Genomic DNA, 13,404 nt, shown 5'->3' with positions numbered 1-13,404 from the left:
CCCGGCCGCGCAGGCCTACCATCGGTTTTTTGCCGTCCTGCGGAGACCTCGATGAAACTGCGTCATGCCCTGTTGCCACTGAGCCTGCTGGCTGCCCTGCCCAGCGTCGCCGCTGCCCGTGGCCTGGAAGTCCGCGACATGGTGGCCATGGACCGCGTCTCCGCGCCGGTATTGACCGCCGACGGCGGCACCGTGGTGTTCGCCAAGCGCAGCACCGATGCCAACCTCAAGGCCAGCACCGCACTGTTCGCGCGCAACCTGCGCACCCGCGACGCGGCACCGCCGAAGCAGATCACGCCGGCTGGCTGGAACGTCAACTCTGCATCGCTGTCGGCCGATGGCCAGACCGTGTACTTCCTCAGCGCCAGGAACGGCAGCCAGCAGCTGTACGCACAGCCGATCAGTGGCGGCGCCCCGCGCCAGCTGACCGACTTCCCGGTGGACGTGGACAGCTACCACGTGTCGCCGCAGGACGACCGCGTGCTGTTCAGCGCCGGCGTGTTCCAGGCCTGTGCCTCGGACCTGGCCTGCACCGAAAAGAAGCTGAAGGACGTAGAAGGCGCCAAGGCCAGCGGCAAGGTCTTCGATTCGCTGTTCGTGCGCCACTGGGATACCTGGAACGACGGCCGCCGCAACACCCTGTTCGTCGCCCCGTTGCCGGCAGCCAAGGCCGGTGCGGTCAAGGGCGCTTCGGCGCTGAGCGCGACCATCGACGGCGACGCTCCGTCCAAGCCGTTCGGTGGCAATGACGATTTCGCCTGGTCGCCGGATGGCAGCAGCGTGGTCGCCAGCATCCGCGTGGCCGGCAAGCAGGAGCCGTGGTCGACCAACTTCGACCTGTACCGCTTCGATGCCGCCGGCAAGCAGGCGCCGGTCAACCTGACCGCGTCCAACCCGGCCTGGGATGCCGGCCCGGTGTTCAGCGCCGACGGCAAGACCCTGTTCTACCGCGCGATGAAGCGCCCAGGCTTCGAGGCGGACCGCTTCGGCCTGATGGCGATGGACCTGGCCAGCGGCAAGACGCGCGAGATCGCGCCGCAGTGGGACCGTTCGGCCGGCGGCATCGCTCTGTCCGCCGACGGCGCCAGCATCTACACCACCGCCGACGACCTTGGCGAGCACCCGCTGTTCCAGATCGACGTGGCCAGCGGCAAGGCCACCAAGCTGATCGGCGATGGCAGCGTCACCGCCGTCGACGTGGCCGGCAACAGCGTGGCCATCACCCGCAACAGCCTGAAGAGCAACGACCAGGTGCTGGTCGGCCTGCTGCCTGCCGCAGGTGAGCCGATCGGCGCGCTGCGCGCGCTGACCCCGGCCGCTGGCGAAGTGCTGAAGGATGTGAGCTTCGGCGACTACGAGCAGTTCGAGTTCAAGGGCTGGAACAACGACACCGTGCACGGCTATGTGGTCAAGCCGCACAACTACCAGGAAGGCAAGTCCTACCCGGTTGCGTTCCTGATCCATGGCGGCCCGCAGGGCAGCTTCGGCAATGGCTGGAGCTACCGCTGGAACCCGCAGACGTACGCAGGCCAGGGCTACGCTGTGGTGATGATCGACTTCCACGGCTCCACCGGTTACGGCCAGGCCTTCACCGATGCGATCAGCCAGCACTGGGGTGACCGTCCGCTGGAAGACCTGCAGAAGGGCTGGAGCGCGGCGCTGAAGAAGTACGACTTCCTCAACGGTGACAAGGCCTGCGCACTGGGCGCCAGCTACGGCGGCTTCATGGTCAACTGGATCGCCGGCAACTGGAACAGCCCGTTCAAGTGCCTGGTCAACCATGACGGTGTGTTCGACCAGCGCATGATGGGCTATGCCACCGAAGAACTGTGGTTCACCGAGTGGGAGCAGGGCGGTACCCCGTACCAGAAGGCGGCGAACTACGAGAAGTTCAACCCGGTCAACCACGTGGCTGACTGGAAGAAGCCGATCCTGGTGATCCACGGCCAGCAGGACTTCCGCATTCCGGTCGAGCAGGGCCTGGCTGCCTTCACCGCGGCCCAGCGCCAGGGCATCGAGTCGAAGTTCCTGTACTTCCCGGACGAGAACCACTGGGTGCTGAAGCCGAACAACAGCATCCTGTGGCATGACACCGTCAACGCCTGGCTGAAGCAGCACATCGGCAACTGATGACTGCAGCGCCGCCCTCAGGGGCGGCGCTCTGCTTTCTGGTAGTGCCGGCCGCTGGCCGGCAACCGCTTGCTGCTTCCCACCTGAACGAGATTGCCGGCCAGCGGCCGGCACTACCCAGAGCACCTGCATGATCCAGAACGACATCGTCGTCTTCGGCCTGATCGCCGCCACCCTTGGCGCCGTGTTCTGGACCGCTTCGCGCGAGCAGGGTCTGTGGAAGCGCTTCTATACCTTCGTGCCGGCGCTGCTGCTGTGCTATCTGCTGCCGGGCATCTACAACACGTTCGGCCTGATCGACGGGCAGAACACCAAGCTGTACAACCCGGTCGCGCGTGACATCCTGCTGCCGGCGGCGCTGATCCTGCTGACGCTGGCGGTGGACATCAAGGGCATCCTGCGGCTGGGGCCCAAGCTGGTGCTGATGTACCTGGGCGCCTCGGCCAGCATCATGCTGGGTGCGGTGGTCGCGTTCCTGGTCATGCGTGCGATCCATCCCGATACCGTCGCCGGCGATACCTGGGCCGGCATGGCGGCGCTGGCCGGCAGCTGGATCGGCGGCGGTGCCAACATGCTGGCCATGCGCGAAGTGTTCGATGTCAACGCGACCACGTTCGGCCAGTTCGCGGTGGTCGATGTGGGTGTTGGCTACGTGTGGATGGCGGCGTTGATCTTCATGGCTGGGCGCGCGGCGAAGATCGATGCACGCAGCGGTGCCGATACCTCCGCCATCGACGAGCTGAAGGAGCGCATCGCACGCTTCCAGGCCGAGCATGAGCGCATTCCCAGCTTGACCGATCTGATGCTGATCGTGGCCGTGGCCTTCGGTGGCGTCGGCCTGGCCCACGCCATCGGCGCGCCGCTGGCGGCCTGGTTCAAGGTCCACGTCAGCTGGGCATCGCAGTTCAGCCTGGATGCGCCGTTCGTGTGGGTGGTGGTGCTGTCGACTACGCTCGGCCTGGGCCTCAGCTTCACCCGTGCACGTACGCTGGAAGGCGCGGGCGCCTCGCGCCTGGGCTCGCTGCTGCTGTACTTCCTGATCGCCTGCATCGGCATGCAGATGGATCTGCTGGCGTTGCTGGATCGCCCGTGGCTGTTCCTGCTCGGCATCATCTGGATCAGCGTGCACATCGCGCTGCTGTGGTGCCTGGGCAAGCTGTTGAAGGTGCCGTTCTTCTACTTCGCCATCGGTTCGCAGTCAAACATCGGCGGCCCGGCCTCGGCACCGGTGGTGGCCGCTGCGTTCCATCCGGCGTTGGCGCCGGTAGGCGTGCTGCTGGGCACGATGGGCTATGCCACCGGCACCTATCTGGCGTATGTGGTCGGCATCACCCTGCGCGCGCTGGCCACGTGACCCACGGTAGCGCCGGGCCATGCCCGGCGAACCCCATCGCGGCGGCGGATGTGCATGCCGCCGGGCATGGCCCGGCGCTACCGATGCGTTAAGCCACCGGCAAGCCGCGTTCGATCAGCCAAGCCTTTGCGTCTTCGGCGTCCTGTTCAAACCACGCCTTCGTCGACCCCAATCGATATGTATACCCCCACGCATCCATGTCGGCCATCAGCCGCTCACTGCCGACACCGGGCAGGTACCCGGCCAGCACGATCTGCAGGTAGCAGGTGGCGTCTTCTTCGGGCACCGAATCGGTGGCGTCGGTATGCACCTGCGCGCGCCGCTCCGGTGGCAGCACGATCAGGTGGCAGGCTTCGTGCAGCATCGAATGCACCGGCGTGTCATCGCGTACGTAGACGTCGCTGGCGATGATGCCCGCCTCGGGCTCGCCCCAGTAACTGCCCGGGATCGGCTCGCCGGCCGCAACGTGATGCAGGCGCAGCTCATGTGCAGCGAGCAGGCGCTGGGCATCGGCGAAGGCGATGTCGCCGACGCGGGTAACGTTCGGTTCGGGCGTGGTATCAGTCATGCGGGTCAGGCAGCCCCGCCCATGCAGGCACGGGCGGGGCAGGGGGGTCAGGGTTTGTCCGGGCCTTCAGGCAGCGCCACGGAGATGTCCAGCACGTCGTGCTGGCCATCCTTGACCAGGTCCACCTTCACTGCATCGACGTCGATGTTGACGTACTTCTTGATCACTTCCAGCAGCTCGCGCTGCAGCAGCGGCAGGTAGTCGGGACCGCCACGGTGGCTGCGCTCCTGCGCGATGATGATCTGCAGGCGGTTCTTGGCGGTTTCGGCGGTGGTCTTCTTCGCTTTGAGGAAATCAAACAGGCCCATGCTTACCCTCCGAACAGCTTGCTGAAGAAGCCCTTCTTCTCGACGTTGGTGAAGCGCATCGGGCGTTCTTCGCCGAGGATGCGTGCGACGGCGTCGTCATAGGCCTGGCCGGCAGCGGATTCGCCATCCAGGATGACCGGCTCGCCCTTGTTGGAGGCATTGAGCACGTCGCCCGATTCGGGGATCACGCCGATCGCCTTCAGGCCAAGGACCTCCTCGACGTCGGCGATGCTGAGCATCTCGCCGCTTTCCACGCGCACCGGGGTGTAGCGGGTCAGCAGCAGGAAGGCCGGCACGTCCTGGCCGGATTCGGCCTTGTGGGTCTTCGAATCGAGCAGGCCGATGATGCGGTCCGAGTCGCGTACCGAGGACACTTCCGGGTTCACCACCACCACCGCACGGTCGGCGAAGTACATCGCCAGGAAGGCGCCCTTCTCGATGCCGGCTGGGGAGTCGCAGATGATGTAGTCGAAGCCGTCGGCGGCCAGGTCCTTCAGGACCTTGCCCACGCCTTCCTGGGTCAGTGCATCCTTGTCGCGGGTCTGCGAGGCAGCCAGCACGAACAGGTTGTCGAAGCGCTTGTCCTTGATCAGGGCCTGCTTGAGGGTGGCTTCGCCGTGCACGACATTCACGAAGTCGTACACCACGCGGCGTTCGCAGCCCATGATCAGGTCGAGGTTGCGCAGGCCGACGTCGAAGTCGATCACCGCCACCTTCTTGCCACGCCTTGCCAGGCCGCAGGCCAGGCTTGCGCTGGAAGTGGTCTTGCCGACGCCGCCCTTGCCGGAGGTGACTACGATGATTTCAGCCAAAGGACTTCTCCTGAAGATTCTGTTTGAGGTGCTGCATCAGTCCAGCGCAGCGATCTTGATCTGGTCCTGTTCCAGCCACACCTGCACGGCCTTGCCGCGCAGGGTTTCCGGTACATCGTCCAGTACCTTGTAGTGGCCTGCAATGGCGACCAGTTCCGCATGGAAATCACGGCAGAAAATGCGTGCCGCGGTGTTGCCCTGGGCCCCCGCCAGCGCACGGCCGCGCAGGGTTCCGTAGATATGGATGCTGCCATCGGCGATGACCTCGGCGCCGGCGCCGACGGTGGCCATCACGGTCAGGTCGCAGTTTTCCGCATACAGCTGCTGCCCCGAACGCACGTTGCCCAGCTGCATGCGGCCCGGCTGTGGCGCGGCGGCATCGGCAGCCTTGCCCATCGGCGTGGCCGGAGCCGGAGCCGGCGCGGCTTTCGCTTCGGCGCGTGCGGCACGGCGCGGTTCCGGTGCGGGTGCCGGCGGCGGGGCAGGTTCTGCCTCGGCGCGCTCGTATTGGGCGCGGAACTTGGCCAGCAGCGGCAGGCCGAGCTGCTGCGAGAGCAGGTCGACCGCACTGGTGCCATAGGCCAATGCCACCGGCAGTACGCCGGCACCGCGCAGGCCATCGACCAGCGCCTGCGCCGTTGCCACGTCGGGCACCTGGCTGAGGCCGCCGAAGTCCAGGATCACCGCTGCACGGCCGAACAGCTTCGGTGCACGGCTTACCCGTTCCTGCATTTCCTGCACGAGGCGTTCAACATCGAGGGTGCGGATGCGCAGGTTGGCGATGCCCACCTGGCCGATCTTCAGTTCACCGGCCTGTTCGTAATCGAAATTCACTGCCACGCTCAGGTCCCCGTCGACCGCTGTGCCTGCGCCGGCAGCTGCCGGTCGCGCGCCCATGCAACATCAGGCAGCTTGCCGCCATAGGTTTCATTCACCCACGGGAAGCTGCACAGTTCCTTGGCCAGCATGCTGGCGCGCACGTCCACCTGCGGCATGGTGTTCTGGCCCAGCTCGCGGAAGCCGAAGCTGCCGTGGAACAGCAGGGCGGCATCGGCGCCGTGGTCCAGGAACACTTCACAGGTCATCTGCGGGTAGCGCAGCTCGGCGAAGCTCTGGGCGTCGGCATAGAACGCACGGCCGACGCCACCACCGCGACGGCGGCTGGCGACCACGATGCGGTCGATATAGAAGAAGGGGGTGTCCAGGTGTTGCTTGAACCAGGCGAAATTGCTGCTGTCGTGCTGGCTGTCGCTGCCGAAGCCGATCAGGAAGCCGGCCAGGTTGCCGTCGCGCTCGGCGACGCGGAAATATTCAGCGGTTGCATAGAACAGGCGCAGGCGCTCGGCATCCAGGGGAAGGATGGCCAGGCCAGCATTGTTGTTCAAAGCCAGGACGGAATCGAGCTCGTGCTCGCGCACGTCGCGGATGACAATCGACATTGTGACTCCGTGGGGTAACGCGGTTGGTCCCATGTACGGACCCTGCGCATGATTATTGCATGCCCGGGGTGGGCTGCGGCATGAACAGGGGACCGCACCGAACATGACTTTATGCCCTTGGGCCCTGACGCGCACAGGCTACGATGGGCCATGCTGGCCCGACTCAACCACAATGCGATGCTGCGCTACTCCGGGTTGTTCACCTGGGGCACCGTCGGCCTTTGGCTTGCGATCTACCTGATCGATCCGGTGTCGCTGACACTGGAAAGCCTGGACGGCGAGGCCGGCTTCCGGATCATTCCCTGGGCCTCGGCCTACCTGGCCTTCGGCTTCGTGTACTGGGTGCTGACGCGCTCGCTGGGCGAAAGCCGGCCCGGCTTCTTCGACCATGCCGCGCTGATCCTGCTGACGGCCTGCGCGATCGGCGTGAGCTATTTCTCCGGCACCGCACTGGGCAGCATCCTGCTGATGGTGGTGGCCGGCCTGCTGCCCTGGCTGCTGGGCCCGCGCATCGGGGTGGTGTGGCTGGTGGCCAGCAACCTGGCCGTGCTGCCGGTCTACATCCAGCCGCTGGGCTTCCCGCCGGTCATCGCCGTGCTGCAGGCCGTCGGCTACATGGGTTTTTCCAGCTTCGTGTTCGTGATCGCGCTGGTGGCCCGCCGCCAGGCCGAGGCGCGTGAGGAGCAGCGCCGCCTGAACGCCGAGCTGCGCGCCACGCGTGCGCTGCTGGCCGAAAGCGCGCGGGTGAACGAGCGCACCCGCATTTCGCGCGAACTGCATGATCTGCTGGGCCACCAGCTGACCGCGTTGACCCTGAATCTGGAAGTGGCCGGCCACCTCGCCGAAGGGCAGGCGCTGGAGCACGTGAAGCGCTCACATGCCCTGGCCAAGCTGCTGCTGGGCAACGTGCGCGAGGTGGTCAGCCAGCTGCGCGAGACCGGCGCCATCGACCTGGCCGCTGCGCTGCGTCCGCTGACCGAGCACGTGCCGTCGCTGGACATCCAGCTGGAGATCGAGGAGCCGCTGAACGTGGAAGACCCGCAGCGGGCCCACGTACTGCTGCGCTGCACCCAGGAGATCATCACCAACACGGTGCGCCATGCCGGCGCCCGCCACCTGTGGCTGCGGGTGTACCGTGAGGTCCCGGACCAGGTCGTGGTGGAAGCCCGCGACGACGGTGTCGGCGCGGAAACGGTGAATGTGGGCAATGGTTTGCGCGGCATGCGCGAACGCCTGCAACAATGTGGAGGCCAGCTGCAGGTGGAAACCCGCCCCGGCGAAGGCTTCCGGCTGCGGGCGACGGTACCGGCAACGGTGCTGGCGGCCCTTACCCAGGTTCCTGAAGGAGTGCGTTGATGATTCGCGTCTGCCTGGTCGACGACCAAACCCTGGTGCGGCAGGGGATCCGCTCGCTGCTGGCGCTCGACGACGGCATCGAAGTGGTGGCCGAGGCCGCCGATGGCCGCCAGGCGGTCGAGCTGATCCCGCAGATCCGCCCGGACGTGGTCCTGATGGACATGCGCATGCCGGTGATGTCCGGGCTGGAGGCGCTGCAGGTGCTGTCACGGCAGGAACAGCTGCCCCCGACCATCATCCTGACCACCTTCGACGATGACCAGCTGGTGCTGGCCGGGCTCAAGGCCGGTGCCAAGGGCTACCTGCTCAAGGACGTGACCCTGGCGCAGCTGGTCGGGGCGATCCGCACGGTGGCCGATGGCGGTTCACTGGTGCAGCCGGCGGTGACCCAGCGGCTGCTGTCCGGGCTGGAGCACATGCGCAACGACTTCGTCAGCCTGGACCGGCCCGACCCGCTGACCGACCGTGAGACCGAGATCCTGCGGCTGATGGCCAGCGGTTTCTCCAACAAGGAGATCGCCAATTCGCTGGGGGTCGCCGAGGGCACGATCAAGAACCATGTGTCCAACATCCTTTCCAAACTGGGCGTACGTGACCGTACGCGTGCAGTCCTGAAAGCGTTTGAACTCCAGTTGGTGTGAGGAAAATCCTTTAGCGACAAAGACTTGGCACGCAGTCTGGGCCCGGATTCAGGGTTGCCCCCCACTTGCCCCCTACATGCCGGGTACGCGGATGCGTTACCCTTCGAATTCTTTGTGCATACAAATGCGCAGCCGGCACGGAAACCGGTGCGCCAATCCCGATAACCAATGCCCGCGAAGCCTGCTAGGATTGGCGCTTCGCTTCAATCAACCCGGCCGTGGGATCGGCCCCGGAGACTCTCTGAATGACCCGTATTATCGAGTTCCTGATCGCCTTGGGGATCGTGGCTGGCCTGTTCGTCATCATTGGCGTCTGTCTGCCGGGCGAGCGTCACATCACCGAAAGCATCGAGACCAACCGCAAGATGACGATCGTGTACGACACGGTCAGCAGTCTGCGCCGCTTCAAGGACTGGAACCCGCTGGTACTGCGCGATCCCGCCGTTGAACTGAAGCTGTCCGGCCCGGCCTCCGGCGTCGGTGCCACTCTCGACTACACCTCCAAGGACCTGGGCACCGGTTCCTGGAAGGTGACCGAAGCCGAAGAGAACAAGCGTGTTGTTATCGCCATCGACGACGCCTCCAAGGGTCACGACAAGGTCAGCACCTTCACCCTGGAGCCGACCGGCAAGGGCGGTCGCAACGTCAAGATCACCCAGGACTACTCGGTGAAGTATGGCTTTGACCTGTTCGGTCGCTACGCAGGCCTGTATGTCAGCCGCCAGATCGGCGATGACATCAAGATGGGTCTGTCGCGCCTGGCGAACATGCTGGCCACCGTGCCGAATGTCGACTACCGCACCTCCGAAGCCCCGCTGACCGATCTGGGCATCGTCGATGTCCCGGCCGAAGACCTGCTGGTCGTCACCGCCGGTAATGTCGACCGTGGCCAGGATTCCATCACCAAGTCCATCAAGGACAACCAGGAGTGGATCAAGCGCGTGATCGAGGCCAATGGCCTGGAAGCCGCCGGTCCGCTGCGTATCATCACCACCGATTTCGGTGCTGAGAAGTACGCCTTCGACATCGCCCAGCCGGTGAAGAAGAAGGGTGCCGAAGGCGTGCCGGCCGAACAGCTTACCGTCAAGATCGACGGTGGCGCTCCGGTCAAGTACGTCCGCGTTGCTCCGCACCGTTCGGCGCATGCGGCCTACACCGGTCACATGGCAGGCCTGGACGTTGCCCGCAGCGCCCTGCGCGCCTGGGCCGTGACCTCGGGTAACGAAGTCATCGACCGTCCGTACGAAACCTGGAAGGACGGCGTGGACAAGTCGTTCACCCCGGAAGCGACGTACGACATCTACTGGGCCGTCAAGTAAGCCTCGGCTGACCCATGTAGTGCTGGACACGAAAACGCGCCGCTTCCTGCGGCGCGTTTTTTTTTCATCCCGAGCCCGGTGTCGGGCGCGGCGCGTTTTTTTTCATCCCGAGCCCGGTGTCGGGCATTGCGCAAGGAGCTGTCATGTTCAATTCCGAACGACGCGCGCGTAAACCGTCGTTGCTGGCCTGCCTGGGGGCGCTGCTGGCAGCGGCCTCGATCGGTCTCTCGGCCTATGCCGCGCATGGCGTGTCCGATCCGCTGGCGCAGCAGCACCTGAACATGGCGGCGTTGTACGCCTTTGCCCACGGAGCGGTACTGGCCGCCCTCGGCCCGCGCGCGCAGGGCGCGATCGCGCATCTGGCGTTGTACGTGTTGCTGCTGGGCGTGCTGCTGTTCTCCGGCAGCCTGGTGGGCGGTGCGCTGTGGCAGTGGCCGACCCGGCTGGCGCCGGTAGGTGGCACCACGCTGATGGCCGGGTGGGTACTGCTGGCGATCAACGCGCTGCGGCGCTAGCCGCAACGCCCAAGCACTGGTAGCGCCGGGCCATGCCCGGCGTCGAGCGCAGCGACCCACGTCTGCCTTTGCTTTTTTGTTTGTTCAATTCCGTGGCGGACGCACGCGGAAACTGTCCGTGGCCGGGAGGATGGGCGGCGCAGGGGCGTAAGCGCCATGGATGGCGCGCCCGAGCTTACATGGACGTACTTGCAGCGGCCCCTGCGCCGCCCACCCTCCCGGCCAGCCCGAGGACCGCAGTCGAGCAGCCGCCACGAAGGGCTCAGCCGTTGGCCGGTTTCCAGCACCAGTGCCACGGTTCGTAGACGATCCCATGCGGGTTGTCGCGCGGATAGCTCAGATGGAACCCGTGCGCCGCGGCATTGGCCTGCAGCCACGCAAACGCAGCCGTCGCCTCGAAGGTTTCCTCTGCCGGCGCATCCCCAGGTGTGCCGATGTCCAGCGCGTGACCACTGTGGTGTTCGCTGAAACCAGGGGCGGCATTGACCTTCAGGATCTGCGGCACGCTCTGCCCGCGCGCCAGCTTGCGTTCGAAAATGCCGAGCTGATACGCATGGCTGCGGAAGCCGGAGATCGCGTCCAGTGCAATTCCATCCCGGGCGGCATGCAGGCGCATCCGTCGCCAGCCCTGCGCGGCACCGCGGCGCAGCCACAACGGGCGCGCAAAGCGATCACGTCCGGCCAAGTGCAGCACGCACGGCTCGGCTTCCAGTGCCAGCCCGCTGTCGTGCGCATAGCGCTGTGCATCCAGGCCCAGCTGCTGCAGGCGCTGCTGCAGGCCAACCAGCGGCAGCCACTGGTCTTCCAGTGCAGCGCCGAACGGTCGTGACCGTGCGCCATCCAGCAGGGCCAGCGCGTCCTCCACGCCGGGCTCGCGTGGCAGGCGCGGCACCAGCGAGTGCACACCGTGGGCCAGTACTGCCGCCAGGTAGCGGCCATCGCGCTTGCGCCGCAGTACCCATTGCGCGCGGGCCAGCAGGCGGGCGTCGAGATTGCTGCGCGCGCGCAGCAGCGGCGCAGGCCACAGTTCGACGGTCTCGGTATTGATCAACAGCGGAGTGCTACGGTGCATCGATCCAGCTTACTGCCGTGGCGCCGTGGCGGCCACCTTGCGCAGCGCCTCGAGCAGGGCCTGCGGGCGCTCCAGGCTGAGCAGCAGGGTGCTCAGCCGCGCACCGGAATCACCAGCGTGCGTGCGCGGTCGGTGACCAGGGCAAAGCCCTTGCCGCCGCCCTGCAGGCGGAAGTGCCCGGAATAGAAGCCGGGCATGCTGTAGCCGTTGGTCTTGAAACGGATGCCATAGCGGCGATCACGGCTCAGGTCGACCACCTCGGCCTGGTCCAGCAGCAGGTCGGCCACCGGCGTGCGGCGACGGTACAAGGTTGAACGCACGTCCAGCACGTTGCCTGCCAGCTCCACCCGGCGACGGAAGAACGCCCAGCCCAGGCCGATGCCCATCAGCACGATCACCGCCAGGCTCCATGCCGCGCTGCCGCCCATCAGGAAGAACGGCGGCGACAGGGTGACCTCCATCCAGGGAGCCTCACTGCGATTGTCGTGCAGCTGTGCCCACATGCCCACGCCCAGTACCGCCAGCAGTGGCAGCAGCACCCACAGCACCCGCAGCGAAGAACTCTCGGCAACCTCGAACGGGCGTGCATCACTGCCGCTCATCGCTGCGCCTCCACCCAACGCGCAACGTCATCGATCAGCTGCCCATCCACGTGGCCCGGCTGCGCGTATTCCTTCAATGAACTGGGGCCACTGCCGGCGATGCCGATGTGGTTGAGGGCAGGGTAGGCCTTCCATTGCACGTCCCGGCGATCGGCCAGGGCTTTTTTCCACAGTGCCCAATCCGTTTCCGGTACCTGGAAGTCGCGGCCCCCGTGCAGCATCAGCAGTGGTTTTTTCAGCGCAACCGCGTCGCCGCGTGCGTTCACCGCTTCGATGCTTTTCCAGAACGTCTGCGGCGTGCCCAGTGGCAGTTCGCTGGCGGGCGCAGGCGCGTTGCTGCGGGCCGCGGCGATCTGCGCGTCGAGCTTGTCCAGGAACGCTTGCTCCGGGGCGCTGATCGAGCCGTCCAGCGACAGCAGGTAGCGGTTCTGCTCCGGCAGCAGTTCAAGCAATGTGCGCGCCGGCGCGGCCCACAGGATCGCGCCGCGCGCCTGTGGCCAGCGGCTGGCGATGCGCGGGGCGAGCATGCCGCCCTGGCTGTGGCCGAGCACGAAGATCCGCTTGCCGTCGATGCGTGGGTCCGCCGCCAAAGCGCTCAACGCTGCGACGGCGTCGTCGGTGGTCTCGTCATCAACGTTGAAGCTGCCGCTCTGGAAGTCCTGGGGACGGGCATGGGTGCGCTTGTCGTAGCGCAGCACGGCGATGCCCTGGGCGGCCAAGCCGCGGGCGATGTCCAGGAACGGACGGTTGCCACCGATGGTTTCGTCGCGATCCTGTGGGCCGGAGCCGTGCACCAGCACTACGGCCGGGAACGGTCCTTTGCCCTTGGGCAGGGACAAGGTGCCGGGCAGCGCACCGCGTGCCTGTGGCACGCTGAAATCGGCCTCGCTGTAGTTCGCGTCGGCCGGCGGTGGCGCTGCCTTGGCGGCCGGGGCCGGGCGCAGCAGCAGGCCAGCCACTTGGTCCTGCCCGTTCACCGCCACCTGCGCGATCACCGCGCCACTGGCGAACTGCAACGGTACTTCCACCAGGTGCAGGCCCTGCTGCTCACTGCTTTGCGCCGGGCCGCGCTGCTTCAGTTCACCCAGCGACTGCCACAGGCCCTGCAGCTTGTCGGCAGGCACGGCCGCGGCCATCTGCGGGGTCAGCATGGCTTCGGCATCGGCGGTGCGCCCTGCCTGCAGGTGATCGAGCAGGCGTGCTGCGACCTGCTGCGGTTCGCCAGCGGATGCACTGGCGGACAACAGGGCAAGAGAAACAGCAAGCAACGAGCGGCGTGCGCTCATGG

At 66.3% G+C, this 13,404-nt stretch carries 13 protein-coding genes and 1 pseudogene; 6 read left to right on the top strand and 8 right to left on the bottom strand.

Translation table 11 applies throughout. From position 1 onward, the window contains the following. Positions 1-51: 51 nt before the first annotated feature. Both AC3WTC_RS09985 and AC3WTC_RS09980 read left to right on the top strand, forming a co-directional pair. A complete protein-coding gene (locus tag AC3WTC_RS09985; protein WP_492711353.1) occupies positions 52-2,130 on the top strand; it encodes a S9 family peptidase in 2,079 nt (692 codons plus the stop codon). Positions 2,131-2,260: 130 nt separating this feature from the next. Further along, a complete protein-coding gene (locus AC3WTC_RS09980) occupies positions 2,261-3,484 on the top strand; it encodes a DUF819 family protein (protein ID WP_099783228.1) in 1,224 nt (407 codons plus the stop codon). A gap of 88 nt (positions 3,485-3,572) precedes the next feature. Here the strand turns inward: AC3WTC_RS09980 and AC3WTC_RS09975 are convergent, their stop codons facing one another. The 5 genes from AC3WTC_RS09975 to AC3WTC_RS09955 are packed head-to-tail and all read right to left on the bottom strand — an operon-like array spanning position 3,573 to position 6,611. After that, complete coding sequence (locus tag AC3WTC_RS09975; RefSeq protein ID WP_059063450.1) at positions 3,573-4,052, bottom strand: hypothetical protein; 480 nt, start codon at positions 4,050-4,052, stop codon at positions 3,573-3,575. Positions 4,053-4,099: 47 nt separating this feature from the next. Beyond that, complete coding sequence (gene minE / locus AC3WTC_RS09970; protein WP_005408532.1) at positions 4,100-4,360, bottom strand: cell division topological specificity factor MinE; 261 nt, start codon at positions 4,358-4,360, stop codon at positions 4,100-4,102. Positions 4,361-4,362: 2 nt separating this feature from the next. Continuing rightward, complete coding sequence (minD, locus tag AC3WTC_RS09965; protein WP_025873877.1) at positions 4,363-5,172, bottom strand: septum site-determining protein MinD; 810 nt, start codon at positions 5,170-5,172, stop codon at positions 4,363-4,365. Positions 5,173-5,208: 36 nt separating this feature from the next. Continuing rightward, a complete protein-coding gene (gene minC, locus AC3WTC_RS09960; protein ID WP_059063452.1) occupies positions 5,209-6,069 on the bottom strand; it encodes a septum site-determining protein MinC in 861 nt (286 codons plus the stop codon). After that, positions 6,015-6,611 (bottom strand): GNAT family N-acetyltransferase, encoded by a 597-nt coding sequence (locus AC3WTC_RS09955; protein ID WP_025873875.1) that lies wholly within the window; start codon positions 6,609-6,611, stop codon positions 6,015-6,017. The genes minC and AC3WTC_RS09955 overlap by 55 nt, the downstream gene beginning before the upstream one ends. Before the next feature lie 150 nt (positions 6,612-6,761). Between AC3WTC_RS09955 and AC3WTC_RS09950 the strand changes: the two genes are divergently transcribed. The 4 genes from AC3WTC_RS09950 (at position 6,762) to AC3WTC_RS09935 (ending at position 10,442) form a co-directional block, all read left to right on the top strand. After that, positions 6,762-7,967, top strand: a complete 1,206-nt coding sequence (locus tag AC3WTC_RS09950) for a sensor histidine kinase (RefSeq protein ID WP_025873874.1) — start codon at positions 6,762-6,764, stop codon at positions 7,965-7,967. After that, positions 7,967-8,608, top strand: coding sequence for a response regulator (locus tag AC3WTC_RS09945; RefSeq protein ID WP_025873873.1), 642 nt, complete (start codon positions 7,967-7,969; stop codon positions 8,606-8,608). Before AC3WTC_RS09950 ends, AC3WTC_RS09945 begins: the two co-directional genes overlap by 1 nt. Before the next feature lie 245 nt (positions 8,609-8,853). After that, entirely contained in the window at positions 8,854-9,927 is a 1,074-nt protein-coding gene (locus AC3WTC_RS09940; RefSeq protein ID WP_032975952.1) for a polyketide cyclase, read from the top strand. 143 nt (positions 9,928-10,070) lie between these two features. Next, the gene (locus AC3WTC_RS09935; RefSeq protein WP_025873872.1) at positions 10,071-10,442 is read left to right on the top strand and encodes a DUF423 domain-containing protein; all 372 of its coding nucleotides are present in this window, start codon (positions 10,071-10,073) and stop codon (positions 10,440-10,442) included. Between the two features lie 262 nt (positions 10,443-10,704). On the opposite strand, the gene AC3WTC_RS09930 is transcribed toward AC3WTC_RS09935, so the two are convergent. The 3 genes and pseudogenes from AC3WTC_RS09930 to AC3WTC_RS09920 all read right to left on the bottom strand — a co-directional run bounded on the left by AC3WTC_RS09930 (position 10,705) and on the right by AC3WTC_RS09920 (position 13,402). Beyond that, complete coding sequence (locus AC3WTC_RS09930) at positions 10,705-11,514, bottom strand: M15 family metallopeptidase (RefSeq protein ID WP_189487088.1); 810 nt, start codon at positions 11,512-11,514, stop codon at positions 10,705-10,707. A gap of 9 nt (positions 11,515-11,523) precedes the next feature. Beyond that, positions 11,524-12,116 (bottom strand): annotated as a pseudogene (locus tag AC3WTC_RS09925) (PH domain-containing protein). Further along, complete coding sequence (locus tag AC3WTC_RS09920) at positions 12,113-13,402, bottom strand: alpha/beta hydrolase (protein ID WP_492711352.1); 1,290 nt, start codon at positions 13,400-13,402, stop codon at positions 12,113-12,115. Before AC3WTC_RS09920 ends, AC3WTC_RS09925 begins: the two are co-directional and overlap by 4 nt. Between the last annotated feature and the right edge of the window lie 2 nt (positions 13,403-13,404).

Source organism: Stenotrophomonas sp. FW305-C-20-S1, from assembly GCF_058783335.1.
The sequence above is the reverse complement of the archived record's forward strand: the minus strand, read 5'-3'. Positions and strand labels throughout refer to the sequence as shown.